Genomic DNA, 26,551 nt, shown 5'->3' on the forward strand with positions numbered 1-26,551 from the left:
GTAGGGGGTTGGGGCTCCGCGCAGGACGGAAGTCGACCAAGACGCCGTACTCACGGGAGCCCCTTTTCCGTCCAGTGTGGCATGCCCGCATGTGTCGAGGCCGGTCGAAGTGTTTTCGCGGCCGGGCACCTTGGCGAACTGACCCAGCTCGTTCCGCCGGATCTGGTCGATGAGGTGCTGTGCGCGACGGGCCGGGTCGAGAGGCGGGTTCGCAAGCTGCCGTCGCGGGTGATGGTGTACTTCGTGCTGGCAATGGAGCTCTTCCCCTGGGAGGATCTCGCGGAGTGTGGTCTTCGCTGGTCGCCGGCCTGCGGACGACCAGCGCCTACCCCTCGGCTGCCGCGTTGCGGCAGGCCCGACGCCGCGTCGGCCCCGAACCGTTGAGCTTGCTGTTCGACCGCCTCAAGGGCTGCATGCTCGGCCCCGAGGGCGAGCGCGTTGTCCCGATCTTGGGCAGCTACGGGATCGGTGTGGAGTGGGCCTTGGCCTCCAACGTGGAGACGCACCACTACGACAAGGGCATCATCTGGCCCGTCGCTGTCGCCCCGTTCGTGGTCTCCGTTGTCGTCCTCGGTACGAGCGACGAGGCGGTGTCCGAGGCCGGCGTGACCATGTACCGGCAACTCCGGAGCGAGCGGGTCGACGTGCTCCTGGACGACCGTGACGAGCGGCCGGGCGTGAAGTTGTGCGACGTCGAGCTGATCGGCATCCCCTACCGAATCACGGTCGGCGCCCGCGGCCTGGCCGGCGGAACGGTCGAGGTCACCACCCAGGCCACCCGCGAGACCCAGTCCGTGCCAGTGGCCGAGGCGTTGGAACACGTCCACAAGCTGCTGACCGCCGTTGCGTGAGATGCCTGCCCGCTGGCGGCTCAGCCGGTGGGACGACTCGGCGAGGAACCAGGCCTCACGTCGAGCACGCGATAATGCAGGGCATGCGGAGACCAATGGTTCTCTTCGATCTCGACAACGCCCTCGTGGATAGGCAAGGAGCGCTTGCCGACTGGGTCACCCAGTTCAGACGTCGATACGCGCTTGGTGACAGGGATACCTCCTGAGCATCGCGAGCGAGCCCATCCTTCCACCTTCGAGGTGATTCGCGCCCGCTACCTCCTGTCCGTCTCAACCGCCGAGTTGTGGCATGCGTACTGCTGCGACATGGCGGCCCTGCTGTCGTGCACGGATGAGGTCCTCGACGGATTGGACGAGTTGCGCGCGGCCGGTTGGCGGGTGGGGGTGGCGACCAACGGCGCTGTGGACATCCAGTGGGCCAAGCTGGGGGCCACCGGGATCGCGGATCACGTCGACGGTGCCTTCGTCTCCGAGGAGGCCGACGCGCGGAAGCCGGACGTTCGCCACTTCGCTTTGGCCGCGGCGCGGTGTGGCGGCGCGCTGGAGGACGGCGGCTGGATGGTGGGGGACAATCCCGTCAACGACGTGGGGGGTGGCCACGCGGCAGGGCTGCGTACGATCTGGCTCGACAACGGCCGTCCCTGGGATCCACGGGTTCCCGCCCCCGACCACACGGTTGCCGACGTCAGCGGCGCCATAGACCACCTGCTTCAGATGGAGGCAGATCACGTGAGCACCGCCTCGTGACGACGGTCGGGCTGCTGCATCCGGGCATCATGGGGTCCGCATTCGGCGCGCAGCTGCGTGCTCGCGGTCACACGGTCCTGTGGTGCCCTGACGGTCGCAGCGACGCGACCCGTCTCCGGGCGGAGGCCGCAGGTCTCCGGCCCGTCGCACGGGCGGAAGTCGTTGCTCGCTCCGAGGTGCTGCTCTCCCTGTGCCCTCCGGCTGCCGCTGAGGAGGTTGCAGCTGCAGTCGCGGCAGTTCGACCCACGAGCGTGGAGGCGATCTATGTCGAAGCCAACGCGGTGACGCCCTCACGCGTGCAGCGTGCCGCCGATCTGCTCGCGCCCACTCCGTTGGTCGACGCCGCGGTCGTCGGGTCGCCACCGGTTGGAGGCAAGACTCCGACTCTCTATCTCGCCGGCGCCCACGACCGGACCGACCGGATCGTGCGGCTCTTCGCGGGTACGGATATCCGGACCCACGTCCTCGGCGACAGCCTCGGTGCGGCCTCCGCTCTGAAGCTCGCCTACACCAGTTACCAGAAGGTCTCCCGCGTGCTGGCCGCCGTGGCGCACGGGGCGGCCGACGCGTACGGCGTCGGGGACGAGCTGCTGGCGATCGCGGCCAAGCGCACCCGCAGCTACCTCGTCGAGACCGACTACATTCCGAAGACCGCCGCCCGGGCCTGGCGTTGGGGTCCGGAGATCGAGGACACCGCCGGCCTGCTCGCGGACGCGGGGCTGCCGGACTCCCTCATGCACGCGGCTGCCGCGACGCTCGCCCGGTGGGACGCCAGCAAGGACCGGCAGCTCACCATCGCCGAGGCTCTGGAAGCACTGCACGAGGAGCCGGACGATCCCAGGTGAGCCGATTCGGCCTCGCTGCGATCAAGGCTGCGGCGTGGCGCGGCGCACGAACGCGTCGACCTGCCGGGCCGCCCTCCCTGGCATGGTGACGTCCGTGTCCACCTGAACCTCCCACCCTTCCCGCGGGTATGAGGCGAGGTCCTCCCGGGTGGCGTCCCACGCAGCCAGGCGGGCCGCCGTGTCCGTGTCGCCCCGACGCTGTGACCGCTCGGACGTGGAAGCCCGGGAGCACCACAGCAGTACGCGCACCCAGCTCACCCCGGAGAGGGCGGCGACCTGCTCTACCCCCGTCACCTGGCCGAGATGAACGACCGGCACCGCCCCGCCCTCGAAGGCCCGGTCGAGGCCGGGCCGGTCGACGACGTAGACGTTGCCGTACCGCTCATTGCGGTAGATGACGTCGCCGCTTGCCTCCAGGTCGGCCAACTGCGCGGCCGTGCCCATGCGGTAACCCGTCGACTTACCGCTGCCGACCTTGAGCCGCCGGAAGGGGACGTACCGCGCGTCGAGCGCGGCCAGAGCCGCAGTGACTGTGTCCTTGCCCGCCGCCGGCGGCCCGTAGAGCAGGATGCCCGACCTCATGGGAACAGTCTGCGGCGGCGACAGCCGTTACGTACCGGCCGTCCCGTGTTCGAGGTACTGCGTCTCGTCGTTTGCCCGCGCGGCGAACGCGGCGTGGATGCGGCGGGCGAGGCGAGGGATCAGCACCGTGTCGAGTTCGTCCTGAGCGTGGAAGGCGTAGGCGTCGATCTCCACGCCGTCCGGGCGGATCGCTGCCTGGCCGTTCTTCCCGAGGATGCCGCCGTCGAAGACGAAGAGGAGCTTGTCGCCCTCGGCGGGGTGGGGCGCCCAGTCGGCGACGAGGAGGCGTCCGATGGGAGTGGCGAGGTTCAGCTCTTCCTTCAGTTCGCGGGCAGCACCTTCCCTCGGCGTCTCTCCGGGGTGGAGGTAGCCGCCGGGGATTTCCCAGCCCGGCTTGTAGGTGGGGTGAACGAGGAGCACGCGGCCAGCCTCGTCGAAGAGCAGCACGCCTGCCGCGGTGCGGGGCCGGGCCACCGGTTCCTGGGGCTCGCTCATGCGGACGACTGTAGTGGCTGGGGCGGAGCGGCCGATTGCGCTCGATGGGGCGTGCGTGGCCCGCCGTTTGCTTGCTGGCCGTCAGCAGTCCGGGGCATGTCCGGTGGACGGGGGAAGGTGCGGTGGCCGTGCAGCCAGTCGGTGAGCCGTCGCGAGGGCTGCCGGCCCGGATCGAGTTGCCTCCACCTCCGCCACCGCCGCGCAAGCAGGCGGCAGCAGGCACCCTCCCGGGACCCGCTGGAGCCGACTGCGACCCGGAACTGTCCGCACTGCCAGCAGCCGACCACGATCGTCGCGCTGCTGGCCACCCCGGAGGCCGCGAGGCCGACCATGCCCCACCACCGCACCGACGTTATTCCGCTGTGGCGCAATCCCTGAGCAGACCTTCTGCCGGTCCCCGGCTCACAGGTCGAGCTGGGGACGAGCTGGGTCGAGAAGGTCAGGGTCCTGGAGGGCGAGTGCGTCTTCGAATGCTCGCCATCCCTTCTCGCGGACGAAGACGGTCTCCTGCTCCGTGATGGGGATGAGCCAGACGATGACGACATCGCTGCCGTTCTCGATGGTGACCGAGAAGAAGTCGTCGTCGAAGTAGACGGGACGCCCTGCATAAAGCGACGACATGGTTCCACCGGGCAACGGAGCGGGAAGCGCCACCACATCGCCGCGCAGGACCGCCTGGCCGCTGGCCAGCAACTGCCCAGTGACGAATTCCAGCACGTCGGGGAAGTGTCCATAGCCAGTAGCGCGGCTGGTGTTCTCGCAGGCCAGCAGCTCCAAGTGGAAGTGTCGATCCGAAGCCGGATGCCGCAACGGAGTTCGGGAGAGGCCGACCGTCGCGAACGACTGGCAGCCTGCGAGCCGGCCCTCGCGGAAGCACGCCACCTGAGGACTGCCCTGCACGGCGTCCGCGGGCGGGGACCAGGCACCGATCATCCTGCCCAGTCTTCTCTCCAAGTGGTCTATAAGCTCCGGCACCAGGCTCTCCCGTCTGTCCCCGAGCGAGTCAGGCCCGGTGACGACCAATGATCCCCTGGACACCAACGATGGCGACGAGACCTGAGCGAGCCAGGTCGACCAATGCGCGCTGCCTCCACTGCCGCCCCTCACCGATCACCAGGGCCCGGCCACCTTCGGTCGCCGGGCCCTCACCCTGACGCTGGTCGCTCCCACGAATCCCCACACCGCTGAACGCCGAACGAACTGAGGCGAGCAGCGTCCCCGGCCGTTTTCGAGGGTCTGACCGCGATTTCGTGATTGATCTTGAGCTGGGTTGCCAGGCCGGGAGATGCTGCTTCCGTGAACAGCGAGCATGGTCCCGATTGGGCGGCGGTCCAGGATGAACTGCAACTCGTGCTGTCGCAGCCGTTGGTGCGGTTGATCACCGCGGGGGACCAGGTGCTCATACCGAACGCTGTGGACTGGGACATCCCCGAAGGCGACCGGCGAGCCCTGGCTGATCTGGGCCTGCCGCGCCTGCAGCTGTTCACGCCCAGGCCGCAGTCGAGCGAAGATCCCGTCTTGGTGCCCAACCTGGCGGGGCCGTACGAGCGCCGCTTGGCCAACGAAGGCCAGCGGCTATATGACCTGGGATTCTGGGGGCCGAGCCCGGACAGCTTTGTGGTCGCGGTGGTCCCCGGCGAGGGACGTGTCCTTTGCCTTCTTCCTGCGCCCGTCACCGCTGAGGAGATCCCCGAAGTTCTCCGGCCCTACCACCCGGGGCTGCACAAGCCGGCGGTCTCCTTCTTCAGCTCGTCGGTGGCACAGTACGTCGAGACCGCCTGGCGCTGGCATGGAGCGCTCGGGGTCATCCGTAAGGCGGATGAGGCTGCTCCGACAGCTCCGGAGGAAGCAGTTGCTGGGCACTACGACGGTCTCTACGCGTGCGTCGAGTTCGTCGTGGACGCCGTGCGACGCCTTGACTCCTCAGTCGTAGCGGATGGTCCTGAGCCGGTCTGGATCGAGCTGATCCGCGACAACTCCATCTGACCTGGCGGGTGCATGGAGGTCACGTTCGGATGAGGATCCGCGTCCGGAGGAGCCGGAAGGGTGCTCGGCCATACATTGCCCGTTTGAGTGTCTTGACCCGATTCATGTCGCTTTCGACCCTGCCGGAGCTCCATTCAAGGGTGAGTCCCGCGGTGACGGCGTCGAGGTCACGCCGAAGGAAGCCAGCGAATGAGCCTCAGGAGAGGGTGACCGACCAGCAGGCCGTTGGGGCGCAGCTCGGCTACGACACGGACTGTCGGGCGGGTGGGGCGGAGGCCGGTGCGGGGGGCGTTTTCATGCGGGCTGGTGGTGGGCCTATCGGCCGAGGATCGCCTCGCGGGCGGCGCGGGACCAGATGGCCTGCTGGCGGGTGGTGAAGGCCATGCGGTTCCAGTGGAAGAGGACGTGGCGGGCCAGGATTCTGCGCGGGCCGAGGGTGAGGCGGTTCTGGGCTGTGGCGTCGGCGAGGGCTTGGCCGCTTCGTGTGAGGTTGTCGATCCAGGGGCGCACGGGGGTGAGTGGGCCGCCGGCCAGGAGGGGCTCGGCGTCCGTGAGGAGGAGGCGGCGCAGGGGTTCGACCATGGGTGTGATGCGGCTGGTGGGGATGTCGGCGGGGAGCGGGCGGTGGTGCTCGACCTGGCCCCAGACATCGCCTTGTTCGCCGAACTCCAGGCGGGCGGCGCGCATCAGCAGGGTCATGGCCAGCAGCGACGTGGTCTTGGCGTCGGGTACCTCGTGGCGGCCGTCGGCGGTGCGGTGGAGGTAGTCGAGGACGCCGGCGCTGTCGGCGTGGAAGAGGTCGTGCGCGAGCGTCATCCCAGTGGGACCGCCGAAGGCGATGGTCTCGGGTTCGTAGGTGCTGGCTCCCCAGCGCGCGATGACACCGACGGAAACTGCGCTGTTGAGGGCGTCGGCGAGGTGGGCTGCGATGTCGGCTGTGGTCGTGTCGGCGGTGTCAGGGCGTACGCGGAGCCGCCAGTGCGGGTGCTTGCGTACGAACCACCACTTGCCGATGGGCCCCGTCTGGAGGGCCGGGAGAAGGCGGTCCCGGAAGGTGAGCGCTGCGGTCGAATGGTCCGCGAACCGGATGTTCACCTGGTGCCATCCAGAGGGGCGGGCCTCCAGCGCGGCCCGTCCGGCCGCTCGGTAGCGGTCGAGGTCTTCGGCGAGGTCGGCGGTGGGGACGCCGGCGCCGCGGGCCGCTTCTTCCAACTGAGCGGTTCCGGCGAGGACCGCCAGGACCGCGGCCTCGACTTTGTCCGTCCGGCACGCGGAGCTTGCCGTCAGGTCAGGAGCAGGCACGTGTCCCACTGCCCTCGGGGTACGGCGTCGCTGCCGGATTCGGCGTCCAAAAAGGCGAGGGTGGCTCCTGCTTCTCCTTCGAGGAAGCCCGTTTCGGCGAAGGGGGCCGCGGCGGAGGCCCGTTCGACGAGGGCGCTGATGCGGCCGGCGAACGCCTGTGGATTCGCTGCGTCCTCGGCCATGCGTTGCGCGGTGCGCACGATGCCTGCGAGACCATGGCACAAGCCCCGGTCAGCCACCTGATCCAGCTGATCGGGGTCGGCCAGGCAGGCGAGCAGCGCGCGTTCGGCCATCCGCTTGCGGTCGGCGTCTTCGGTGACGATGGCGGCGAGCTGCTGGGCGCGGGCGATGCCCGGAGTTCCGTAGCACCAGGAGGGCCCGGCCGGGGGCGTCGGCGCGGAGCCTCGTCCGCTGGTCCAGCGGGGCCAGCGGACGCCGGAGCGGTCGACTCGCCGTATCCCGTCCAGCCAGGAGCAGATCCGGCGGATTGCGGCCTCGTGGCCGTCGACGGTGACTCCCGCGCGCAGGGCGAGGGAGAGCAGTGCGAGCGGGCCGGTGATGCCGTGGGCCATGCCGGCGTTGGCGTGACCGCCGGGCATGGCGGTCTGGTGGGTGGGTGCGTGGCCGACCCACCAGCCGGGGCGCCGCTCGCCGTTGGCAAAGATCGGTTCGGTCAGGCGGACGAGGTACTCGAGGACGCGTTTCGTCTCCGGGCCGCGTGGGTGTCGGCGCAGGAGCAGGGCGCCGACTCCGGTGAGGCCGCGGAGCAGGTCGTACTCGGCGAACGTGGTGACGCGGCCTGCGTTGGTGCGTTCGTGGGCGGCGGCGAGGCGCCGGCGGGTGTGGGCGGCCACGACCGTGTCGAGGGTGTGGAGGGCGCCGGCGTAGCGGTCCGTGCCGTCGGCTGCGAGGTGGAGGACGAAGGCCATGGCGGGTGCGCCGAGGTAGAGGCCGGCGTCGGGACCGTCGATCAAGGGGCCGACGCCGGACAGGCTGCGGTGCACCTCCTCCCAGGTGCTCACGCCGCGGCGGGCTTGCTCGATATGCAGCAGGGCGGTCCCGAGGGGGCCGTGGGCCAGGGATTGCCCGTACGACAACGAAGTGTCGGCTGCCGGTTGGGCGCCGGTCACCGCAGGGCTCCTTCGGTGCGGACGGTCCAGGAGAGGGCTGCCGCGCGGGCGGTGCGGCGGCATGTGGCCTCGGCAGTGGGGTCGACGCCCGCGACGCGGTTGTGGTGCATGTGCAGCAGCGACGGCAGCACGCTCGCCGGATCGGACCCGGCGTCCTCCAGCGCCTGGCGGTAGCGGCCGAGGGCGTCGCGCCGCAGGTCCCACGCTTCGCCCACACCGGATGCCACCGTGGAGCCAACGAGGCCGGCCAGGGCGCTTGGGGTGTCGGGTCCCGCGAGGTGCGTGGCCAGCGCTTGGGCGTGCTGCGGAGGGGCTTGGCCTTCGCCGCGTGGGAAGGTGCGGACGAGCCAGTCGAGGCCGGCCCGGCGTGAGCCGAGCAACCCGCAGGCGATGTCCACGAACGACGCTGCGGCTGCCCCCGGTTGGTCGACGGGGTCGAGGCGCATCTGCGCGAGCGCTGCGGCAGAGTCCGTGGCGAAGTACGCCTCCGCGGCGTCCAGCGCCGCGCCGGTGCCGTAGCGGCCGGTCTCCGGGCGGTCGGTGTCCCAGGCGATGTGCTGGATCAGTCCTTCGTCGCGGAGTTCGGATGCCCACGCCGCCACCCTCTGCGCTGCAAGGCCGAAGGCGTCAGTGCCCGCCAGGCGAAGTCGCAAGCGGACGTGCGGTTCGGGATCGGTGTATCGGACGAACCATGCCTCGGGGGCGGCGTCCCAGTCCGCGAGCAGGCGCGGCAGGTGCGCGGTCAACAGCTCCGGTACGCGCGCCGCGTTGCCGTAGAGCTTGAGGTACGCCCGATCCGAACCGCCCGGCATGCGCCCGTGGCTCCGCCTTGCCACGACCGCCTTGCGCAAGGCAGGGGCTCGTGTGGGTTGCTGGTCCGCCGCGAACGGCAGCACGACTTCGTGGGCGTGGCCGATCCACCCGAAGGCGCTTTCGTTCGGGGCCTCGTGCAGGACCGCAGTGCCGTGGCGGTCCAGTTCGTGCCGTAAGAGGTCTCGGTGGGCGGCCACGTCAAGGTCGAGCCGCAGGCGTTGGTCGTCGGAGCCGACGTAGACCGTGCGGGGAACGCCGTACTGGATGCGCCAGTTCGTTAAGCCGATCATCCAGTCCTCGGATCGGGCCAGGTCCTGTGTACGCAGTCGCCAGCAGGCGGCGGACAGGACGGCACGGCCGTACCGGACCTCGGGCAGGAATGGGAGGCGTGCGGCGGAGCCCCAGGCGAACGGGACGAGGATCGCGGCGTGCGAGCGGTGCACCTCGCACAGGAAGCGTACGAGGGGATGGGTGGCGTGGCTCAGTTCGACGGCGTTCATCACCGACGGTTCGACGATCCGGCCCGTCGAGAGGGAGACCAGGTAGAGGCGGGAAGCGTCGGCGACGACACCGAGATCGTCCAGGTCGAGGGTGGCCGCGGGGTTGTACTCGCCGACGGACAGCACCTCGGGTGCGACTACGGGGGCGCGGCCTACGTTGAACGTCTGCTGCTTCATCGGGGGTGCGGAGACCTGAGCGCGCACTGCTCCCGCGGTCAGCGTCGGCAGGGCCCTGTACGCAGCCGCGTGCCGATCGAGATCGCTGGCCGGCAGCATCGACAGGAACCGGCCGGTCGTCGTGCCGGCGGCCAGGCTCAGGCCCACCGTCGACAGGCTGAACCGTCCTTCATCCAGGTCATGTGCAGACCTTGCGAGGACGCTGAAGCACAGCTCGACGTGTGCTGGGACCTGGGTCGGCTCGCCGATGGACAGGGCCTTGACGTCCTCTTCGGTGAGGGTGACCTCGCGTCGGCCGGTGAGGGCGGCGTCCTGGGCGAGTGCGAGGAGGTATTCGTCACGCGGCGTCGTGCCGAGGACGGGTCTCGGCAGCACGGTGCCGCGGTAGCCCGCGGGGACGCCGAGCCCGGTGTCGGGGTCGGTGAGGTCCCGCAGGGGCACGATGGTGCCCACGCTGTAGCGCTCGAGGAAGCGCACCCGGTAGTCGTTCCAGGCCGGCGAGCCGTTCGGGTACGGCGTGATGCGCGCCATGATCTTCAGGGCCTGCTCGGCCTCGTGCACGACGGACTGGGGCAGGATGATCTCGGCGTCGGGACGGGTGGTCACCATCAACGGGCGGTCCGTGATCGGCGCGAGAACGGTCATCGCTCCAGCGGCACGTGCGCGGAGGTCGGACTGGTCGTCGGGCTGCGCGCCGTCGTGACGCCGAAGGATGCGGTGGATCTCCCGTAGCGATGCGGACACCGGCGGCTCGGCACCGGCCAGTTCGAGCCGGGAGATCAGGTAACCCAGTGCATTCCCGGTCGTCATCGGTGGCTGGAGGCTGGTCAGGAGGACGCGGTGGGCGACCAGTTCGGCGATCAGCGTCTCGACGGCAGGGAGGGGCGTGTCGGGGTAGTCCGCTCCGACCTTGTCCACGAGGTCACGGACCGGGATGGGGGCGCGGGCCAGCGTGAGCGCCTTCTCGCCGGCCCGCGTGCGACGCAGGCTGGTACTCGTCGGGCCATCCGCGCCCGGCTGGTAGGGGACAACGATACGAGCGCCACGCGCGGTCCACGTCGGGTCCGCGACGACCGTCAGGCTCCGCAGAACGGCCCGGTCGCGCTCCAGCGTCGTGACGATCTCGCCGAGCCAGTCGGCGTCGACGCCCGCGAACGCCCGGTGCGGTACTGCATCCGCAGCAGGTACCGGGCGAGCGAGCGTGCGCAGCTCTCGATGCGCGACGGCTGCGCGGTGCCGTCGAGGACCTTGTGGACGGCCTGCGCGAGCGTGGGCGCCGCGTGGGCGATGGCCTCAGCCCAGGAGGGGTTCGCCCATATCTCCCCTACCCACGTGCGGAGTTGGGCCGGGTCGGCGGAGTCCGTGGGCCAGGAAGGCATTGTGGCCGCGACCGGTACGACGGACGCTCTGATCATTCCGACATCAAGCGCGTGGTACATCGTGCCTCCTTCCGTCTTCCGTCTGTTGGGCCCGGGGCCGCACGGGAGCAACCCGCGCGGCCCCGGACCGGGCTCATGTCATCCGCCGATGCAGGTGCTGTTGGAGCAGGCGGATGCGCAGGTGGAGGTGCAGTTGTCGCTGGTGTCGTTGAGCAACGAGCCCAGGACCGGGGCCGCACTGACGGTCTCGATGTCGAGGTCGAAGTCCTCGTCCGTGCGGTAGTCGGTCGCCGCCTTGAGGACCGTGCCGGTGCTCTGCTGTGCCATCTGGTGCCTCCTGAAGAGGTGGGTAGGGAGGTGCTGTACCGCCTGGCCGCGGGCCTCGGACGGGCTACGGCCAGGTGATCGTGATCCGCGTGTGCCGCCGTTCGATACGGCGGCCCGCGGGAATCCGGTCGTCCGGCGTACCCGCCGGGTGGACCTCGATACGCGCCTGGTCGTTGCGGTGTTCGCGGTCCCAGGTCCGGATCTCGGAAGCCAGGCGCTCGGCGAGCCCCCGGCCGTGGGGGCCGTGCCCGATCGCGCCCAGTTCGTAGCGGTCCTCGGCATCGGTGGCGCGCACGGTGCGGTAGGCGAGGCTGCCGCCGTCCACGAGGGTCGGGACACCGAGGGGCGAGGCGGAGGTGACCAGGCCACGCTTGCGGGCACCGGGCTTCGCCGCCATCAGCGGCAGGTTGTCCAGCGCCGTCGTCAGCCACAGGTCCAGGTGCTCGTTGGACTCCGAGCCGCCCAGCGTGACCCCCGACCAAACCGTTGCCCGCGGCGAGTGCAGGGCCTCGGCGAGAGCCCTGGCATCCGGCTCGGGGTGCCCGTCGAGCCGCAGCGCGATCTCCTCGTCCTCCACGTCGTGGAGGACCGCGAGCCGGACACGGTTCTCGCCGGCGCCCTGCATCGGGACGAACCCGCACAGCTCGAAACCGTCGCTGACCAGTCGGTCGCCCTCTCGGACGAAGGCAACCGTGCGCGTCATGCCCCGCATCCGCAGCGGCACGATGAGCCTGCCGCCCTCCTTGAGCTGGTGCATCCAGGCGGGAGGGATGTCGGCGGCCTGCACCGTGACGACGATCCGGTCGAACGGACCCTGGTCCGGGGCGCCGTTCTCCGCGTCGGCGGTGAGAACGGTGACGTTGCGGTAGCCGGCCGCCTGGAGGAAGCCCGTCGCGCGGGCCGTGACGTCAGGGTCGATGTCCATGGTGATCACGCGGCCGTCCGCACCGACCATCTCCGCGAGGTAGGCGGCGTTGGGACCGCCGGACCCGATCTCCAGGATGGTCATCCCCGGCTGGATGCGGGCCTGCTCGATCTGCATGGCCTGCACCCGTGCGGCCGAGACCGAGCTGATGTCCACCCCGGTCGCGTCCGTCTTGGTCACGGCGGCGAACTCCGCGTCGTACGCCTTGGCCACGTCCACATCGGGGGTGGCCAGGTGCCGGAGGACGGCGCGGAAGGCCGCGATGACCCGCGGGTCCCGAGCGGCGCCGAGTTCGATGAGGTGCTGCACCATGGCGTCGCGCAACTGCTCTGCGGCGAGGTCGCTTTGGTTCGGCTCGGTCGTCGTCATGACGAGGAATCCTTCGTGCGGGGGTCGGTTCGCGTGCGGTGGGCAAAGGCAGCGCTCGGGCAGCCCCGGCCCGTCCGGCGGGAATCGCCGGATACCCGGGTGGCCCGGCGGGGCCAGCATGAGGGCTATGCGTCGGAGGGCGCGGTCAGGCGTGCCGGGGCGGTGTCTTCACCCCGTGGCGGAGCCCTCGCGTTCAACCACAGTTGGGGCGGATCCAGGGCAGGCGGCGGTGTCGTCCAGCCGGAGAGGACCAGGACTGTGACTTGATCGCCCGACGGGGGCCGGATTGGCACGCGCCTCGCACGCGAACACGTCGCGCTCACACCCAGCACCGTGGCTGGCCCCAACCACCCCACGGCGGCATTGCTCCGCGGCGCGATACGGAATTCGCTCTCGTCGGTGGCGGTGCGCAGGAGCGCGAGGTAGGCCGCTTCCAAGTCCGGGAAGCTGGCCGGCGCCAGTGCCGAGTCACGCGTCAGGGGTCCGTGCATGAGTCCTCCGTGAGTTCGTGGGTGAGCGTCGGTTCATGCCGGTCGGGTCTGGGCGTGCGCTGTGGTGTCCACGATCTGGCGGTCGTACTCCAGGCGGAGGCCGTCGATGAGGGAGAGCGAATCGGCGTGCGGAAGGGCGGTGTTGAGGAGGAGGTCGTGGGTCATCCGCGCGAGGGAAACGGTGGCCGGGTCCGCGGTGGCCTTCACGGCCTCGCCGGTCACGATGTGGGCGATCGGGTACTCACCCTCCGTCTCGGTGATGCGCAGGGCGCTGTCCAGGCCGTGGACCACCGATGCCGTGTAGGGCAGGACGTGCACCGCCGCCCGTCCCTGCCGCATGAACTCTGCAAGGGCGTCGAGTTGAGCGGCCATGGTCTTCGGGCCGCCCAATGGCCGCCGCAGGGCGGACTCATGGATCACCGCCCAGTACGCCGGCGAGCTGCGGGTGCGCAGGAGGGGGCGGTGGGCGGTGCGGGTCGTCCACCGCCTGTGCTGCTCGGGGAGGTCACGTGCGGGGCCGTGGGCGCGCCGGAACGCGGCGGAGTACAGGTCGGTCTGCAGCAGGCCGGGGATGAAGTGCAGGTCCCAGTCCCGGATCGTCACCGCGTGCTGCTCCTGGTCCGCGATGTCCAGGAGCACTTCCGGCCCGGGGCCGGATCGGCCGGCTTCGATGTGGCGGACGAAGAAGCCGTTGGTCTCCAGCAGTTCGTCCAGCCGGGGTGCGAGGTCGGGGTGGAGCAGGCGGCGGCCGGTCTCGAGGTTCGCCACGAACGACGGTGTCACGTAGAGCAGTTCGGCCAGCCGTGCCTGGCTCCAGCCCTTGGCCTCGCGGTAGTAGCGCAACTCGGCCCCGTAGAGCAGCCGTGGGGACGCGGAGGACAGGCGGGGTGAGGGATGGCGCTTGCGGGCAGGGGAGTTGGACATGGATATGCCTTCGGAGTGGTCCTGTCTGGGGTCGAGATCGGACGACTGCGCAAAGCGCTCGGGTTACGTGTCTTCGCGGATGCGTTCCCATTCCTCGCGGGCTTCGACGAGGGCCTTGCCGGCGACCTGCTCCAGCAGGTCCAACTGGGCGCGCATCGCCGCCAGGAAGGCAGCCAGCCGGTCGGGGTCGAGGTCGATGACCGAGCACTCCGGCGCCAGCTCGATGTTCAGCAGCGGCACGCGCCGGGCCGGGTCCTCCTCGTAGGGGTAGCAGTCCAGCGAGGCCCGCATGACCGGGTACTCCACGGGTGTCTCCCAGTCCTCGAACGCCTTGGACTGGACCGCGATCGACGTTCCCGGGAACGCCGCCCAGAGGGTGAGGTCCTCAAGATGCCGGGTCAGGGACTCCGGCGGGACATCGGTCTCGCTCGGGTCTTCCTCCGCCCAACTGCCCAGCGGCCCCGAGTGCTTCTGCCCGTCGGTGGTGGTGATCGTCCACCGCCGCACACTCCCCTCAAGGGACGACGCGGACTCGGCAGAGGCAGAGATGCTGCCTTGCAATAGGGTCGGGGCGGCGGGGCCCGCGGCCGAGTTCGTCGTACTCATCGCTTGTCCTCGGACATTGGTAAGCGGTTGGGGGTAAGGCCGACGGAGGCTGGTGATCTGTCGGGCCGGTCGGCAAACCCGGGTTCGGTCATGCCACACGCGCCAGGGAGCGCAGGCGCCCCCGCTGAGTGGACGAGTTGTTGTCGCCGGAGATGACGGTGTTCGTGGTGCCACCGCTGCCGCGGACGCGTCGCAGGTACTCCGCCTGCACAGCGAGGTCGTTCGACAGGCGACTCCAGTCGTAGATCAGCAGGCGCCGGTCGTCTGTGCCCTGCGACATCGAGTGCAGCAGTCGGTCAAGGGCGGGACGCCGGTCGTAGGTGAATGCGTCAGTACCGCTGTCCACGTACCAGCCGACAATCTCCCAGCCCTGTCGGCGTGCGAAGGCGGAGCACGCCTCCAGGCGATGTCGCAGGGCGTCCCGGTCAGGTGTGGTGTGGCGGTCGTAGATGTGGACTGCCACGGTCCGGGGGGCTTCTCCCCGCCCGCGTCGGGCGGACGTATTGGTCATGTGGCCAGGGTTCACCTGTGCGGGCGCGCCCGGGACTGTGTATGCGGCCCGTGCGCGGGTGCGCTGAACACACAGTGTGTGAAGTGAAGGTGGCTACGCTGGAGGAACTGAGAGTGATGCGAGGATCACATGGAACCGAACGCGCTGCTCGACGCCCTGATGGACGAGGCCGGTGTGTCCCGCGCAGGTCTCGCGTCCCGCGTGAACAAGGAACATCTGGCCCGGACAGGTAGGGCGACCCGGTACGACCACACGTCCGTGATCCGCTGGTTGGGCGGCCAGAAGCCCCGCGGCATCGTCCCGGACCTGATCTGCGATGTTCTCGCCGCGAAGCTGGGGCGCCCCGTTGCTGGTGCCGATATCGGCATGGACGCCCCGAACGGTGGCGCGCCCACGGCGACTCCCTTGGCGCGCTTCATCGAGCGCTCAACGGCCATGTGGCGTGGCGACGGCCGCAGTCAAAATGCTGCCCCGCAGCCGCCGGTGATCACTGGGCTGGCTGCAGTCGGGCCGGTCTGGGAATGGGAGAACCCGCCCGATGACCTGGACGTCTCGCGGTCCGGTTCAGTCCGGATCGGGCAGGGCGACCTGGCGATCCTCTCGGTCGCCCGCACCCACTACGAGGCGATGTACCGCCAGGTCGGCGGGATGGCCACTCGTGGGCGGGTCGTGCGGTTCCTCACCGACCACACCGCGCCGCTGCTGCGGGGGTCCTACTCGGACACCACAGGGCGCGAGTTGTACCGCGCGGCCGGGGGCCTCGTCGCCGTCGCCGGGATCTGCGCCTACGACTCCGACGCCCCGGGACTGGCACAGCGCTACTTCCACCAGGCGCTGCGCCTGGCGAAGGCCAGCGGTGACCGGGCTTTTGGCGGCTACGTGATAGCGCTGCTCGTCAACCAGGCCATCTTCATGAAGGACTTCCGGCAGGCGGTGGCCTTCGCGGAGGCCGGCATCCGTACCGCAGGCACCCACATGTCTCCAGCATTGGCAACGGACTTGTACGCGATGCAGGCGAAGGCGTTCTCGCGGATGGGCGACCAGTCGGCAGCGCACCGGTGCATGCTCGCCGCCGAGACCGCTGCGGACAGGATCCGGGCCGCTGAGGAGCCGGCGGAACTCGGGTACGTGCAGCCCGGTCTGGTCGAGGCCCAGCTCGCGGAGGCGCTCATGAGCCTCGGGGACTGGGCTCCGGCAAGCACGTACGCGCAGCAGGCCGTGCAGGCACGGGCCCATGCTCGCGGGTCCGTGCACCGGATGGCGACACTGGCCAGCGCGGAACTCGGGCGGGGGGACACCGATCGGGCCGCGGCCCATGCCGTTGAGGCATTGGAACTGGCGCAGGGGCAGGAGTCGCAGCGGCTGCGGGGCCGGTTCGTCCGATTGCGCCATGCGCTGTCGGGCCAGGGGTCGAAGGCGGGGCGGGACGCCGTCGACCGTATTGACGCCGTCCTCTCCGTGCCGCTGTGACGATCGGCGGTGCGGTAGCGTCGCCAACGACCGGTTCGGGACAAGGCAGGGGCGCGCGCGTGTCGGTGTGGAAGAACCTCGGTGAGAAGACCGTCTACCAGAACCCCTGGCTCACGCTGAACCTCGCCGATGTCGAACTCCCGGACGGGCGCCACCTCGACCACTACCTGATCCGGCAGCGGCCCGTCGCGCTCGCCACTGCCGTGAACGAGCAGGGCGAGGCTCTGCTGCTGTGGCGCCACCGCTTCATCACCGACTCGTGGGGCTGGGAGTTGGCGGCCGGTGTCGTCGAAGTCGAGAAGGGCGAGAGCGCCGAGGCCGCAGCCGCGCGGGAGATGCTGGAGGAGACCGGCTGGCGCCCCGGGCCCCTGAAGCACCTGCTCACCGTGGAGCCGTCGAACGGCCTATCCGACGCCCGGCATCACGTCTATTGGGCACAGAGCGCCGAGTACGTCGGGCATCCCGAGGACGACTTCGAATCGGAGCGCCGCGAGTGGGTGCCCTTGGCCTCGGTGCCCTCGCTGGTCGAACGGGGCGAGATCCGTTCCGCGAACTCCGTCGCGGCGCTGCTCCTCCTCCACCACATGCACGCTGCCGGTACGACAGCCCCATAAGGAGACGCTGTGCGCCCGGTGCTCTGGGACATCGATCACACGCTGATAGCGACCCGTGGCGTCGGCCGCGAGCTGTCGGCACTCGCCTTCGAGCGCACCCTCGGAGAGCCATGCGGACCCAGGCCAGGATCGACGGCATTACCGAGGCGGTGATCTTCCGGGAGACGGCGAGGCTCCACGGCATCGGGACGACCCGCCGCGACTTCGAACGCTTCGCCGCCGCACTTGCGGCCGCCCACGTCGAGCACGCCGCCGGCCTCCGCGAGCGCGGTCACGCACTCCCCGGGGCGGCACTCGTTCTCGACCGGCTGGCGGCCGTGCCCGGCGTCGTGCAGACCGTCGTCACCGGGAACGTGCGAGCCGTCGCCGAGATCAAGCTCGCCGCCTTCGACCTTGACCGCCCCATCCAGTGGGACCTCGGCGCCTACGGCGAGGACGCCGACGAGCGCGCCAACCTGGTGCTCCTTGCGCTCCACCGCGCCGGTGACGTCGACCCCACGGAGGCGGTGCTCCTCGGCGACACCCCCGCCGGCCGGGACGCCGGCGTGCCCGTGATCGGCGTCGCCACCGGAGGCAGCAGCGCCGAGGAACTACACGAAGCGGGCGCAGCGAGAGTCCTCCCCGACCTGACGGACGCGGACCGGGTGATGGAATGAGTGACGGCAGTCAGCCCGTAGGCCGAACGTCCCTGCCGCGGCCGATCCGTAAGAGCGATCAGCGCTCGGATTCCCCGATCCCCATCGGTCCCTGGTCGGCGGGGAGAACCGGTCCGGCAGGAAATTCGGCGCTCTCCGTTCAACTGCCCCCTCTGATCGGGGTCAGCGGGGTAAGCGGCTGGTGGTCAGGCGGTCCGCCAGGTCGGTCAGCGACTCGACTCGCAGGTCGGCGGTGCGCACCAGGTCGGGGTCGTCGGCCCACAGGTACCCACATGGGCCACGTCGCAGGTGCGCGGTGGACAGGCCGGCCGCAGCTGCCGCGTGGACGTCGTTGACCGGGTGGTCGCCCACGTACAGCACCTCTCGCGGTGCGCACTCGGCGGCAGCGACGACCCGGTCGAAGAAGAGGGGATCGGGCTTGGCGACACCCCACTCGCCGGAGGTGGCTGTCACGGTCGCGGGCAGGTCCAGGCCGCGCAGGAGTTCGCCCGCCCGGATGGTCTGGTTGCCTGCCACGATCACGCGGTAGCCAGCGGAGCGCAGTGCGGTCAGGGCGGAGAAACCAGCACGTCTTCCCGCTGTTGCGCCGGACCTATACCGAGGAGGTACGGGGGGCGCTGTGCGAGGCGGCGGCAGAGCAGACCTACCTGCTCGGGTGTATGGCCTACGACAACGGCGAACACGGCATCGCCCAGCGCTACCTGGTGCAGTCCCTGCGCCTGTCCGAGGAATCCCGCAACCCCGCCCTGGGCGCCCACGTCCTGGCCGGCATGGCCGACCAGGCCACCCTCCTGGGCAAGCCCGAGGAAGGACGGCGCCTGGCTCAGGCTGGCCGTGCCGGACTCGCCAAAGGCACCTCGCCTGTGTGCCTGGCAGACCTGTGGGCCGTGGAAGCCCGCGCCCTGGCCATGCTCGGCGACAGGGCCGGAGCCGCGCATGCCATTGTGCAGTCCGAGTCGCCTACAGCCGCGTCCGCCTGGAGGACGAGCAGGAGTAGGTCGCCTTCATCGACCCCGCCTACCTCCACGGTGAACACGCCAACACTTTCCGCGACCTCGGCGACACGGACGCGGTCGAACAGCACGCCCGCCAGTCCATCGACCAGGCCCGCGCCCAACGCCGCGCCCGCCGAGGGGCCATGTCCTAAGCAGCCGTGGCCGCCACCCACCTCCAGCGCGGCGGACTCGAAGCCGCCCACGCTGTCGGCCTGCGCACCCTGTCCCTCTCACGGCACGTGAAGAGCTCCCGGTACGTGGAGGCGGTCCAAGACCTTCGACGACGGATGCAGCTGTTCGGGAACCACCGACTGGTCGCGGACTTCAACGAGCGCGCCAAGGAATTGGTGGCGGCTGCGTAACGGAGTGGTGGAGGCGATGGCTGTTGGGACGCCGCCCACCCCGACCACCTCGTCCTCGGCCTGGGCACCTCCCTCGAACGCCTCGCCTGGACCCGCTCACGTGGCTGCTGGCCGACCCTGATTTCGGTCCCCTCGCTGATGCCACGCCTTACGAAGCGCTGGACGCCATTGCACGGCCACGCTCCTGCCCGCTGCCCGCTGCCGGTCGGCAGCTCGGTCCGCAGATAAAGCACCAACCACCCGGTCACACGTTCGCTCAGCATGACGTACTGGCGACTTTCCAGCACGGAGCGTAACGGCCTATTGGTTACTCTGTGTATCTAGTGCTCGTACTGTCGGCGCGTTTTTGATGGGTCCCTCTCATTGTCTCGGGATCGGCCTGAGAGGTGTGGCTCGGTGAACTTTGCTTGCAGCTTCTAGTGGGCCGGATTGAAGGGATCCTTCTTCTTCAGCCCGGCCCATTTTGCGAGAGCATTCAGTGTTGCTGAGATGCTATATTTCGCGAGTCAGCGGCGTTGGTATTTTTCCCATGCTGCGATTATTGCTGCTGCCGCAGTGCCGATCGCAGTAATTGTTCCGACGCTCGCGTTCAGTGCGACAAGTATGACGCAGAACATCAAAACTAAAACGAGTGGAACGACACTAGCCCAACTACTGCGCCTCGTATCGCCGTCGGTGCCGTCTGCGGTTTCTTCCGTCTGCTCGTTGGTAGGAGGCACAGTTTGGTCGGCCATTATTTCGCCGTCTGTGCTATCATTTTTTTCGTCGGACTCGTTCGGAGTCTCGGCTGCTTCATTCAACTGGCTAGTCCTGGATTGAGTTGAGGCATAAGGAAGCCCCCGGGTGGGTTTCGGGCTAGGAAGCGCCCCGGGGGTTTCCACTATAGCCTCTCGCCTAAGACTCCGTGAAGCTGTACCGGTGTTATGCCTGGACCCGTGGGGGGAATAGCGGTTGACCTGGCTGAACGCGTTAGCGGGCCATGCTAATAGCCAAGATGGCCGATGGGGCAGGTGCCGCTCGATTAGCCGTGGGGGGCCAGCAGCTGTGTGTCGGCTGCCAAAAGGGGCACTTCCACCTCTCTGACCTGCATCTTTGCTAAATTTCTCACCTAACGGCCTATCGGGAACCGACTGGGGCTTTGTGGCGGGCCGCTTCCGTTTGGGTCGTGAGCGGCCTTCCAGAGGTTTTCGCAGGTCAGGGCCTCGGAGGGACTTATGGTTTATGCACTTATGAGCGTTTTATACCAGGCGTCCCGAGGGGGCTGTTCGGCAGTGGCCGACTGGCATGCAGCAGGCGGCAATGACTATCCGTAGTCATTATTGCCTGCGGCGTGGGGAGTGCGATAGAGAGTTTGCACTGTGAGTAGTCGGCGCGATCGTGTTCGACGGTCCTTGAACCGTGCCAACTCCGGTCAACCGGACGCTGCGGGCTTGGGCTGCTTTGGCACGGGGGCTGGGGGCGGGGCGTTGGGTGAGGCGGCGGATGCGCCAGGTCAGCACCTGGGCGGGGGAGCGGGCGTCGGTGAGGGCGCGTTGGTCGGCTGCTTGTTGGAGGAGCCGGGCGGGGTCGTGGCCGGCGGTTTCGGCGTCGGCCAGGGTGGTGGCGAGGGCGGGCCAGGCGGATTCGGTGAGGATGCGTTCGGCGTAGGCGGGGACGGCCTGGCGTATCCGCGCGGCCTGGTTGTGCATGACGGACTCAGTTAGCTGGCGTTGGGTGAGGGTGGCCAGAGGCGCCGGGGCGGTGTGGTCGTAGGCGGTTTGAAGGTGGGTGAGGGTGCGGTGGGCGGCTTGGACTTGCTGGTTGTGGTGGCGGGCGGACTGCCAGCGCTGAATGGCGACGAGGGCAAGGACGGCGGCGTCGAGGAACATCGCCAGTGTCGCGCCGTCGGCGGCGATGGGCTGGCGGGCGATGGCGCGGATGGCACCTCGTAGGGCTTTGGCATGCTGGTGGTCGGCTTTGATGCGGGAGCGGCTGGCGCGTTCGAAGGCCAGAGCCGCCTGGCGGACCTGCGCACGGACGACCTTGGGGGTCACCACCGGGAGGACGTCGAGGGCTTCGGCGAAGGCGGTGATGTGGGCCTGGGCGGTGGCGTCGTTGCTGTGGGTGAGGTGGTGGGGGATGCGTTCGATGGCTGCGGTGGCTTGGTGCCAGGGGTTGGGCCGGCGTGTGCCGACTACGGGGGTGGGCTGGAGTGGGGTTGCGGTGAGGCGGGCGTGGATCTGCGGGTAGGACAGGTCGGGGGCCAGGGTGGAGCCGGAGAACCAGACCGGTTCGCCGGCTGCGTTGGTGTCCCCGGGAAGGGCGACTTTGTAGCCGCGGATGTCGCCGGAGGGGAAGCGCAGCATCTCCACGAGGATGTTGCTGCGGTTGAGGTGGTGGAAGAACTCTTCGGTGCTGGTGGAGACCGCGACGATGGTGCGGATGGTGGCGCGGAGTTGCTCGCGGGGGGTGTGGTGGTGGCCGGTGCGGTGGGCTTTTTCGGTTTCGGCGCGGGTGGGGCGTTTGGCGGCGGTGAGGTCGCCGCGGATGACGATGCGCAGGTTGTAGTCGCGCTCGACGGCTTCGAGCTCCTTGTCGGCGCGCAGGTAGTCGTTCCAGTGGCGGGCGGTGCGCAGGTCGCCGCGGATGGTGGTGGCGGCGATGTGGATGTGGTCGTCGGCGTGGCGTACGGCGACCCAGCGGCACCCGTCCGGGTCGCTGGCGGGGGCGATGCCGGTGGCGGCCACGATGCGGCGGGCGATGTCGGCCCACTGGGCGTCGGCGAGGAGGGGGTCTTCGGGCGCGGCGCGGACCGAGCACTGCCAGACCGGCTTGTCGGGCACCTGCTGGTCTTTGCCGCGTGCTTGGTTCAGACGGAGTTCGAGTGCGTTGGTGAGCTGCTGCATGGCGGTCTTGGAATCGGGGTCGCGGCCGGGGTCGGGGGCGAAGCCGTCCCAGGAGGCGACCAGGTGCGGGTCGGTGTGGTCCTTGGCGCGGACGGTGTCGTAGAGGTAGGCGAGCAGGCGGCGCATCTGCTTGCCCCGGGTGATCTTCGCGATCATTCAGGCCGCCTTCCGGCCAGCCGCGTGGTGGGCGGTTGTCTCGATGTTGGCGATGGCGGCCCGGACGCAGTCCAGGGTGTGCTGGGCCTGGGCGAGCAGGGGGATGTCGGCGGGGTAGGGGGTGCCGCCGGCGTTGAGGCGGTGGGCGATCTGGTTGACGTTGGTGCCGATCCGGGCGACCTGGGTGCGCAGGGCGACGAGTTCGTCGATCAGGTCGTCGGTCTCGGTACGGCGGCCGGGCAGGGGCTGGGTGCCTTCGACGAAGGCCATGACGACCGCACCGACCAGGTGTGCGCCGGCGATCTCCATGGAACGGGCTTTGGCCTTGATGGCCTGCTGCTCGGTGTGGCTGTAGCGGACGTCGACGCGGTATGTGCGCTGCGTGCCGTCGCGCTTACGGCGGCGGGCGATGCGGCGCACGGCGGCTTCGGCAGCGGCGCGGATCAGGCTCGGCGGATCGGCGGGCGGCGCCTCGGCGGACGCGGCGGTGGTTGGTCCCTCCGGTGCTCCCTGGCGCCGGAGTTCCTCCGTCACCCCCGGGGCGGAGGGGCCTGCGGGGGACCGGCCATTGGACGGTCCAGCGCCATACCTTGCTCCGCCGGGGGCTGGGCTGGTCATGGCTGTGGTGACCGCGTTGTTGGGGACGTTGGCACGTACCGTACCGGGTTCGTGGCCAGGCTGGGACCACCTGACACGGGCTGGACGGCGGGTTGGCTGTTCGTGTCGTGGGGCATGGTGTTCGGTCCGTTGCTGTGAGGGCGGCGGTGGGTGTGGCGGGGTCCGCCCTGGTGTCGAAGGACGGGGGAAGGCCGTGTGGGGGTGATGAGTTTCCGAACCGTCGGGCGTTTCGGAACTGAACGGCGCCGCGTGCAGAAATCGAGCAGTGGCGCGGAGGCTGGTTCGGAGGGCGAGGGCTGGGGTGGCTTTCGTGCGTTGGTCCGCGCGCTGGGAGGGATGACCGGATGGGCGGACCAGCTGGGGCCGGTCCGCCGGTTGAGCTGGGGAGACTTCCGGTCAGTGGCCGTCGCGTTCGCGGCGCAGCGTGGCGATGAGCTGGGTGAGGCGGTCCTCGCTGATGGTGTGGCCGGCAGCGCGGATGGCCTCGCGGACCACGGCGCGGGTAGGGATTTCGTGCAGCTGGCAGGCGGGACGGGCGAGGATGAGGAGTTCGTCGAGTTCCGCGCTGGGCGGCCTGCCGATGCGGCGGGCCGGGTGGGCCGTTTCGTGGCGTGCCGGGGTGGGTTCGGGGCGGGTGTGCTGGATCTCCTGCTCGGGGCCGACCGGAGTCTCGTGCTGATGCTCGACGGTCTCGGGCTGCGTGACGGCGCCGGTCGCCGGTGGGGCGTTGTCGGCGCGGGTGATGAGGATGTGGAGGTGGACGGCGCCGGCGAGGGCCAGCGGGGCGATGGTGGACAGGATGCCCACGGTGGTGTCGTCCAGGTGCAGGCCGGTGATGTGGGTCTGCTGGTTGAGGCGGACGGCGTGGAGAGCGTTGGCCCAGACGCTGGCCGTGGTGGCCGCGGCGAACAGGGTCCAGATGTAGAGGCGGGCGCGGAAGGGCGCGGTGCGCAGGACGAGGAGGGCGCGCACCCCGTAGGCGATGAAGCCGTCGATGACCAGGGGGAAGAGGTAGGTCAGGGCGGGGCGTATGTGGATGGCTATGGCGATCTGCTGGAGGGAGTCGTACGAGAGGGTGCAGCCCGCGGCGCCGAGGAGCGCGACGGCTGCGCGGTCCCAGGCGGTCGCCTGGTGGGCTGTGGTGCGGGTGCTCGGGGGCATGCGGGAACTCCGGTGTGGGTTCTGCTTCCGCGCGCGGGCAGGCGTCAGCGGAGGAGCGAGGCGGGGGCGTGACGGCGGGGCCAGGGGGGCGGCCCGGGGCCGGTTACAAAGCGGCGGCGTGCCTTCTGCGGTCGTGGCCGGCGAGGATGACGCGGTCGGTCATCTCGGCGAGGCGGGAGGCGACGCGGTCGCCGACGGCGTCACGGAGCTCGGCGACGGGCAGATTGGTGGTGATCAGGGTCGGCAGGAGCTGGTTGTAGCGGTGGTTGACCAGGCGGTAGGTCAACTCTTCCGTCCACGGGGACTGCTTGGCCGCGCCGAGGTCGTCCAGCAGCAGGAGCGGGCTGCGGGCCAGGCGCCAGAGCTGCTGCTCGGGGTCGCTGCCGTGCTGGGGGCGCTGGGCGGCGTACAGGTCGGCTACGGTCGTCCCCTCCCACCGCAGCCTGACCCCGGCCCGGAGCAGCGTGCGGATCGCACCGTACGCCTGGTGGGTCTTGCCTGTGCCGGTCGGCCCGGCGATCAGCAGCGACGGCCCCGTCGCGATGCCGGGTACCCCACCGGGGCCCGGCCTGCCCGTGCGGGCGATCTCGGTGACCCAGGCGGTGATGCGCGGGTGGTCGGCGAGAGCGTGGCGGTACCGGGGTGGGATGCGGGCATCGGCAAGCTGCAGCGCAGTGACCGGCTCCGGCTCCGCGATGACCTCGGCTCGTGGGTCGATGCCCCGGTCGGTGAGGATCGCGGTGAGACGGCGCACCGCCCCGGCGGCGGTGCGGGGTTCGCGGGTGACGGTGGTCACAGGTCACCGCCGTAGGCGTCCTCGACGTCTGCCGGGTTGGTCCACGCGCGGTGCGGCGTCCGGGGGTTGGCCCCTGCCGGAGTGGCGTTCATCGCTTCGTTGACCAGGCTCGGCAGGACGCTCGGGCTCAGTCCCTTGGCCCGGAGCCGGTCCAGTCCCGCGCGGATATGGTCGGCGGCGATGTCCTCGCCCAGGAGCTGGTGGACTTCCCGGCCGAGGTGCCCGAGGACCTTCTCCGGCGGGCGGTGCGCGCATGCCGCGACGTACTCGCCGATGAGCTGCTTCGCCGAGACGGTGGGGCTGGGCGCGGGGGCGCTCGCGCCCCCCGAAGGGATTGATCCCAGGTCCAGGATCCTAGGTCCTAGATCCGGACCCTGAGGGCTCATCGACGACTCACTGAGTCCTCCGTGAGCCCTCGGTGAGGGCTCATTGAACCCCACCTGACCTGCGGGTCCGCGGTTCAGTGAGCGCTCATGCGTCTGCTGTGAGTCCTCGGCGAGTCCTCCGTGAGGGCTCACTGACTCCTCACGGAGGACTCGCTGATCTCGTCGTGACGGTTCACTGCTCCCGGCGGCCTCGTGGCGGGGGCAGACGGGTGCGCGGAGGCCGCTGGGGCGGTTGATCTTCTGGTGGCGTTGCCAGGTGACGATGTGCAGGTACTGCTTGCCGTCGTCGCCTTCGTAGCGGCAGATGAGGTCGGCTGCGGCGAGCTGGGTGAGGTCGTCCTCGACGCCGAGGGGGCCGTGGTCGGGGCGCAGCGACCACAGCAGGCCGGCGATGACGGCGGGTTGGTCGCGGAATCGGCCGTGGTCGTCGGCCTGGGTGAGCAGGCCGAAGAAGGTCCGCTCGGCCGACAGGGACACCGCGGCCAGGGACTCCGAGGCGAAGGCTTCGGGCTTGATGGTGCGTATCCGGGCCACGCCTCAGCACCCCGCCTTCGGGGCGGGCTGCGGTGAGGGGGATGCGAGCACGGCGGGCGGGGCCGTACGCTGGTTCACAGAAGTTCCTCTCCTGGCGGGCTTCGGGGCGGCAACCCCGGGGCCGTATGCCGGTCGTGATCGTTCAGGGATGGGCGGTCTTCGAGGGTTCTGCTTCAGCCCCCGGCGTGTCAGCGCCGGGGGCTTTGTCGTGTGCGGGTGGTCGGTGGGCAGGGTGCGGGGGATGGTAGGAGAATACCACGTCTCTGCGGATCGCAGCAACTACTTGCAATCGGCAGAACGGCGTGTATCCTAGTAGTCTCCTGCGGATTGCAGTGAGGTACTACGGACGGAAGGAGGCGTGGGTGGGCGACAACGAGGAGGACCTGCCGGGCCCGAGCATCAACCAGCTCGCCGGCGAGGAGAACGTCGCGGTGCGCATCAAGCTCGAACGGGACTCCCGCGGCTGGAGCACCAACGCCCTGTCCGACCGCCTCAACGCTGCCGGCTACGAGATGAACCCCTCCGCCGTGTGGCGGATCGAGAACGGCCAGCGCCGGGTCACGGTCGACGACGCCCTCGGCTTCGCCGAGGTCTTCGGCATCTCGCTGGTCAACCTCGTCGGCCCCCCGAGGCTCGCCGCCCACGCCCGCGCGATGGAGCTGGTCGAGGACATCCGACGCGCCTACCGCGCCTCCCACATGGCCAACCTCGCCGCCGCCCAGGCCCGCGACGCTCTCGACGCCTACCTCGACGAACACCCCGACGTCCGCGAAGAAGCCGAAGCCGCCGCGTCCCTTGCCGTTGCCGAAGAACTCACCGGCCTGCCCCAGCCGTACCAACTGCGCAACCGCCCCAGCCCCAACCGGAAGGACACCGAATAGCCCCGCCTGCAAGCCCCCGCACCGCACCGCCCATCCCTGAGTACCACACCGGCGAGCCCACGGAGTTGCCGCTCCCC

The 26,551-nt window shown here is 69.9% G+C and carries 25 protein-coding genes and 6 pseudogenes; 11 read left to right on the plus strand and 20 right to left on the minus strand.

Annotated elements, in window-relative coordinates; genetic code table 11:
* Positions 1 to 81: 81 nt before the first annotated feature.
* The 5 genes and pseudogenes from BLR33_RS35850 to BLR33_RS05545 form a co-directional block, all read left to right on the plus strand.
* Positions 82 to 338: pseudogene (locus BLR33_RS35850) on the plus strand (transposase domain-containing protein); the annotation flags it as partial.
* A 273-nt stretch (positions 339 to 611) separates the two neighbouring features.
* Positions 612 to 851 carry a His/Gly/Thr/Pro-type tRNA ligase C-terminal domain-containing protein gene (locus tag BLR33_RS37085; RefSeq protein WP_245771212.1) on the plus strand — a complete coding sequence of 80 codons (240 nt, stop codon included), beginning with the start codon at positions 612 to 614 and terminating at the stop codon, positions 849 to 851.
* 306 nt (positions 852 to 1,157) lie between these two features.
* On the plus strand, positions 1,158 to 1,598 hold the full coding sequence (locus BLR33_RS05540; protein WP_245771172.1) for an HAD family hydrolase: 441 nt from the start codon (positions 1,158 to 1,160) through the stop codon (positions 1,596 to 1,598).
* A pseudogene (locus BLR33_RS36895) lies at positions 1,595 to 1,816 on the plus strand (NAD(P)-binding domain-containing protein); the annotation flags it as partial. The gene BLR33_RS05540 and the pseudogene BLR33_RS36895, both read left to right, overlap by 4 nt.
* Positions 1,817 to 1,849: 33 nt before the next feature.
* Complete coding sequence (locus BLR33_RS05545) at positions 1,850 to 2,443, plus strand: DUF1932 domain-containing protein (RefSeq protein ID WP_322987136.1); 594 nt, start codon at positions 1,850 to 1,852, stop codon at positions 2,441 to 2,443.
* A gap of 21 nt (positions 2,444 to 2,464) precedes the next feature.
* Here the strand turns inward: BLR33_RS05545 and BLR33_RS05550 are convergent, their stop codons facing one another.
* From BLR33_RS05550 to BLR33_RS05560, 3 genes are all read right to left on the minus strand, one after another.
* On the minus strand, positions 2,465 to 3,025 hold the full coding sequence (locus BLR33_RS05550; protein ID WP_093783107.1) for a guanylate kinase: 561 nt from the start codon (positions 3,023 to 3,025) through the stop codon (positions 2,465 to 2,467).
* A gap of 27 nt (positions 3,026 to 3,052) precedes the next feature.
* A complete protein-coding gene (locus BLR33_RS05555; RefSeq protein ID WP_093783108.1) occupies positions 3,053 to 3,520 on the minus strand; it encodes an NUDIX domain-containing protein in 468 nt (155 codons plus the stop codon).
* Between the two features lie 402 nt (positions 3,521 to 3,922).
* On the minus strand, positions 3,923 to 4,453 hold the full coding sequence (locus BLR33_RS05560; RefSeq protein ID WP_143031633.1) for a suppressor of fused domain protein: 531 nt from the start codon (positions 4,451 to 4,453) through the stop codon (positions 3,923 to 3,925).
* A gap of 363 nt (positions 4,454 to 4,816) precedes the next feature.
* On the opposite strand from BLR33_RS05560, the gene BLR33_RS05565 reads away from it, so the two are divergent.
* On the plus strand, positions 4,817 to 5,506 hold the full coding sequence (locus BLR33_RS05565) for an SUKH-4 family immunity protein (RefSeq protein ID WP_176930136.1): 690 nt from the start codon (positions 4,817 to 4,819) through the stop codon (positions 5,504 to 5,506).
* A gap of 19 nt (positions 5,507 to 5,525) precedes the next feature.
* Here the strand turns inward: BLR33_RS05565 and BLR33_RS37275 are convergent.
* The 10 genes and pseudogenes from BLR33_RS37275 to BLR33_RS05605 form a co-directional block, all read right to left on the minus strand.
* A pseudogene (locus BLR33_RS37275) lies at positions 5,526 to 5,699 on the minus strand (ISL3 family transposase); the annotation flags it as partial.
* A 122-nt stretch (positions 5,700 to 5,821) separates the two neighbouring features.
* Positions 5,822 to 6,808 (minus strand): thiopeptide-type bacteriocin biosynthesis protein, encoded by a 987-nt coding sequence (locus BLR33_RS05570; RefSeq protein WP_245771173.1) that lies wholly within the window; start codon positions 6,806 to 6,808, stop codon positions 5,822 to 5,824.
* Positions 6,790 to 7,938, minus strand: a complete 1,149-nt coding sequence (locus BLR33_RS05575; protein WP_093783111.1) for a lanthionine synthetase C family protein — start codon at positions 7,936 to 7,938, stop codon at positions 6,790 to 6,792. The genes BLR33_RS05570 and BLR33_RS05575 overlap by 19 nt, the downstream gene beginning before the upstream one ends.
* Positions 7,935 to 8,750: a thiopeptide-type bacteriocin biosynthesis protein gene (locus tag BLR33_RS35860; RefSeq protein ID WP_245771213.1), complete on the minus strand. Its 816-nt coding sequence runs from the start codon at positions 8,748 to 8,750 to the stop codon at positions 7,935 to 7,937. Before BLR33_RS35860 ends, BLR33_RS05575 begins: the two co-directional genes overlap by 4 nt.
* Before the next feature lie 234 nt (positions 8,751 to 8,984).
* Positions 8,985 to 10,867, minus strand: a pseudogene (locus BLR33_RS35865) (lantibiotic dehydratase family protein); the annotation flags it as partial.
* Between the two features lie 78 nt (positions 10,868 to 10,945).
* On the minus strand, positions 10,946 to 11,134 hold the full coding sequence (locus BLR33_RS05585; protein ID WP_093783113.1) for an FxLD family lanthipeptide: 189 nt from the start codon (positions 11,132 to 11,134) through the stop codon (positions 10,946 to 10,948).
* A gap of 64 nt (positions 11,135 to 11,198) precedes the next feature.
* Positions 11,199 to 12,428 (minus strand): methyltransferase, FxLD system, encoded by a 1,230-nt coding sequence (gene fxlM / locus BLR33_RS05590; protein ID WP_093783114.1) that lies wholly within the window; start codon positions 12,426 to 12,428, stop codon positions 11,199 to 11,201.
* Positions 12,429 to 12,952: 524 nt separating this feature from the next.
* Complete coding sequence (locus tag BLR33_RS05595; RefSeq protein ID WP_093783115.1) at positions 12,953 to 13,843, minus strand: helix-turn-helix domain-containing protein; 891 nt, start codon at positions 13,841 to 13,843, stop codon at positions 12,953 to 12,955.
* 63 nt (positions 13,844 to 13,906) lie between these two features.
* The gene (locus BLR33_RS05600; protein WP_143031634.1) at positions 13,907 to 14,449 is read right to left on the minus strand and encodes a DUF6907 domain-containing protein; all 543 of its coding nucleotides are present in this window, start codon (positions 14,447 to 14,449) and stop codon (positions 13,907 to 13,909) included.
* A gap of 88 nt (positions 14,450 to 14,537) precedes the next feature.
* A complete protein-coding gene (locus tag BLR33_RS05605; RefSeq protein WP_176930137.1) occupies positions 14,538 to 14,912 on the minus strand; it encodes a recombinase family protein in 375 nt (124 codons plus the stop codon).
* Positions 14,913 to 15,089: 177 nt separating this feature from the next.
* Here BLR33_RS05605 and BLR33_RS05610 point away from each other — a divergent pair, with 177 nt between their 5' ends.
* From BLR33_RS05610 to BLR33_RS05620, 3 genes and pseudogenes are all read left to right on the plus strand, one after another.
* Positions 15,090 to 16,430 (plus strand): transcriptional regulator, encoded by a 1,341-nt coding sequence (locus tag BLR33_RS05610; protein WP_093783118.1) that lies wholly within the window; start codon positions 15,090 to 15,092, stop codon positions 16,428 to 16,430.
* Positions 16,431 to 16,489: 59 nt separating this feature from the next.
* On the plus strand, positions 16,490 to 17,044 hold the full coding sequence (locus BLR33_RS05615) for an NUDIX domain-containing protein (protein ID WP_245771174.1): 555 nt from the start codon (positions 16,490 to 16,492) through the stop codon (positions 17,042 to 17,044).
* A gap of 9 nt (positions 17,045 to 17,053) precedes the next feature.
* Positions 17,054 to 17,700, plus strand: a pseudogene (locus BLR33_RS05620) (HAD family hydrolase).
* A gap of 162 nt (positions 17,701 to 17,862) precedes the next feature.
* Here the strand turns inward: BLR33_RS05620 and BLR33_RS05625 are convergent.
* On the minus strand, positions 17,863 to 18,336 hold the full coding sequence (locus BLR33_RS05625) for an HAD family hydrolase (protein WP_093783119.1): 474 nt from the start codon (positions 18,334 to 18,336) through the stop codon (positions 17,863 to 17,865).
* Here BLR33_RS05625 and BLR33_RS35870 point away from each other — a divergent pair.
* Positions 18,261 to 19,057, plus strand: a pseudogene (locus BLR33_RS35870) (transcriptional regulator); the annotation flags it as partial. The gene BLR33_RS05625 and the pseudogene BLR33_RS35870 overlap by 76 nt on opposite strands.
* Positions 19,058 to 19,563: 506 nt before the next feature.
* Here BLR33_RS35870 and BLR33_RS34670 read toward each other — a convergent pair.
* From BLR33_RS34670 to BLR33_RS05655, 6 genes are all read right to left on the minus strand, one after another.
* On the minus strand, positions 19,564 to 19,857 hold the full coding sequence (locus BLR33_RS34670) for a hypothetical protein (RefSeq protein WP_143031635.1): 294 nt from the start codon (positions 19,855 to 19,857) through the stop codon (positions 19,564 to 19,566).
* 516 nt (positions 19,858 to 20,373) lie between these two features.
* Entirely contained in the window at positions 20,374 to 22,098 is a 1,725-nt protein-coding gene (locus tag BLR33_RS05635; protein ID WP_093783120.1) for a relaxase/mobilization nuclease domain-containing protein, read from the minus strand.
* Positions 22,099 to 22,632, minus strand: a complete 534-nt coding sequence (gene mobC, locus BLR33_RS05640; RefSeq protein ID WP_245771175.1) for a plasmid mobilization relaxosome protein MobC — start codon at positions 22,630 to 22,632, stop codon at positions 22,099 to 22,101. It abuts the gene before it with no gap.
* A 480-nt stretch (positions 22,633 to 23,112) separates the two neighbouring features.
* Positions 23,113 to 23,877 (minus strand): DUF2637 domain-containing protein, encoded by a 765-nt coding sequence (locus BLR33_RS05645; protein ID WP_143031636.1) that lies wholly within the window; start codon positions 23,875 to 23,877, stop codon positions 23,113 to 23,115.
* A 103-nt stretch (positions 23,878 to 23,980) separates the two neighbouring features.
* Positions 23,981 to 24,673 carry an ATP-binding protein gene (locus tag BLR33_RS05650; RefSeq protein ID WP_093783122.1) on the minus strand — a complete coding sequence of 231 codons (693 nt, stop codon included), beginning with the start codon at positions 24,671 to 24,673 and terminating at the stop codon, positions 23,981 to 23,983.
* Complete coding sequence (locus BLR33_RS05655) at positions 24,670 to 25,593, minus strand: hypothetical protein (protein WP_093783123.1); 924 nt, start codon at positions 25,591 to 25,593, stop codon at positions 24,670 to 24,672. The genes BLR33_RS05650 and BLR33_RS05655 overlap by 4 nt, the downstream gene beginning before the upstream one ends.
* 362 nt (positions 25,594 to 25,955) lie before the next feature.
* Here BLR33_RS05655 and BLR33_RS05660 point away from each other — a divergent pair, with 362 nt between their 5' ends.
* Positions 25,956 to 26,474, plus strand: a complete 519-nt coding sequence (locus BLR33_RS05660) for a helix-turn-helix domain-containing protein (protein WP_245771176.1) — start codon at positions 25,956 to 25,958, stop codon at positions 26,472 to 26,474.
* Positions 26,475 to 26,551: the final 77 nt, after the last annotated feature.

The sequence above is a fragment of the Actinacidiphila guanduensis genome, from assembly GCF_900103985.1.
Classification (GTDB): Bacteria; Actinomycetota; Actinomycetes; order Streptomycetales; family Streptomycetaceae; genus Actinacidiphila; species Actinacidiphila guanduensis.

Excerpts from the sequence above, each read along its gene's own strand:
- BLR33_RS37085 (WP_245771212.1), top strand. The coding sequence starts at position 612 with ATGTACCGGCAACTCCGGAGCGAGCGGGTCGACGTGCTCCTGGACGAC.
- BLR33_RS05540 (WP_245771172.1), top strand. The coding sequence starts at position 1,158 with ATGGCGGCCCTGCTGTCGTGCACGGATGAGGTCCTCGACGGATTGGAC.
- BLR33_RS05550 (WP_093783107.1), bottom strand. The coding sequence starts at position 3,025 with ATGAGGTCGGGCATCCTGCTCTACGGGCCGCCGGCGGCGGGCAAGGAC.
- BLR33_RS05555 (WP_093783108.1), bottom strand. The coding sequence starts at position 3,520 with ATGAGCGAGCCCCAGGAACCGGTGGCCCGGCCCCGCACCGCGGCAGGC.
- BLR33_RS05560 (WP_143031633.1), bottom strand. The coding sequence starts at position 4,453 with ATGATCGGTGCCTGGTCCCCGCCCGCGGACGCCGTGCAGGGCAGTCCT.
- BLR33_RS35860 (WP_245771213.1), bottom strand. The coding sequence starts at position 8,750 with ATGCCGGGCGGTTCGGATCGGGCGTACCTCAAGCTCTACGGCAACGCG.
- BLR33_RS05585 (WP_093783113.1), bottom strand. The coding sequence starts at position 11,134 with ATGGCACAGCAGAGCACCGGCACGGTCCTCAAGGCGGCGACCGACTAC.
- fxlM (WP_093783114.1), bottom strand. The coding sequence starts at position 12,428 with ATGACGACGACCGAGCCGAACCAAAGCGACCTCGCCGCAGAGCAGTTG.
- BLR33_RS05595 (WP_093783115.1), bottom strand. The coding sequence starts at position 13,843 with ATGTCCAACTCCCCTGCCCGCAAGCGCCATCCCTCACCCCGCCTGTCC.
- BLR33_RS05600 (WP_143031634.1), bottom strand. The coding sequence starts at position 14,449 with ATGAGTACGACGAACTCGGCCGCGGGCCCCGCCGCCCCGACCCTATTG.
- BLR33_RS05610 (WP_093783118.1), top strand. The coding sequence starts at position 15,090 with ATGGAACCGAACGCGCTGCTCGACGCCCTGATGGACGAGGCCGGTGTG.
- BLR33_RS05635 (WP_093783120.1), bottom strand. The coding sequence starts at position 22,098 with ATGATCGCGAAGATCACCCGGGGCAAGCAGATGCGCCGCCTGCTCGCC.
- BLR33_RS05645 (WP_143031636.1), bottom strand. The coding sequence starts at position 23,877 with ATGCCCCCGAGCACCCGCACCACAGCCCACCAGGCGACCGCCTGGGAC.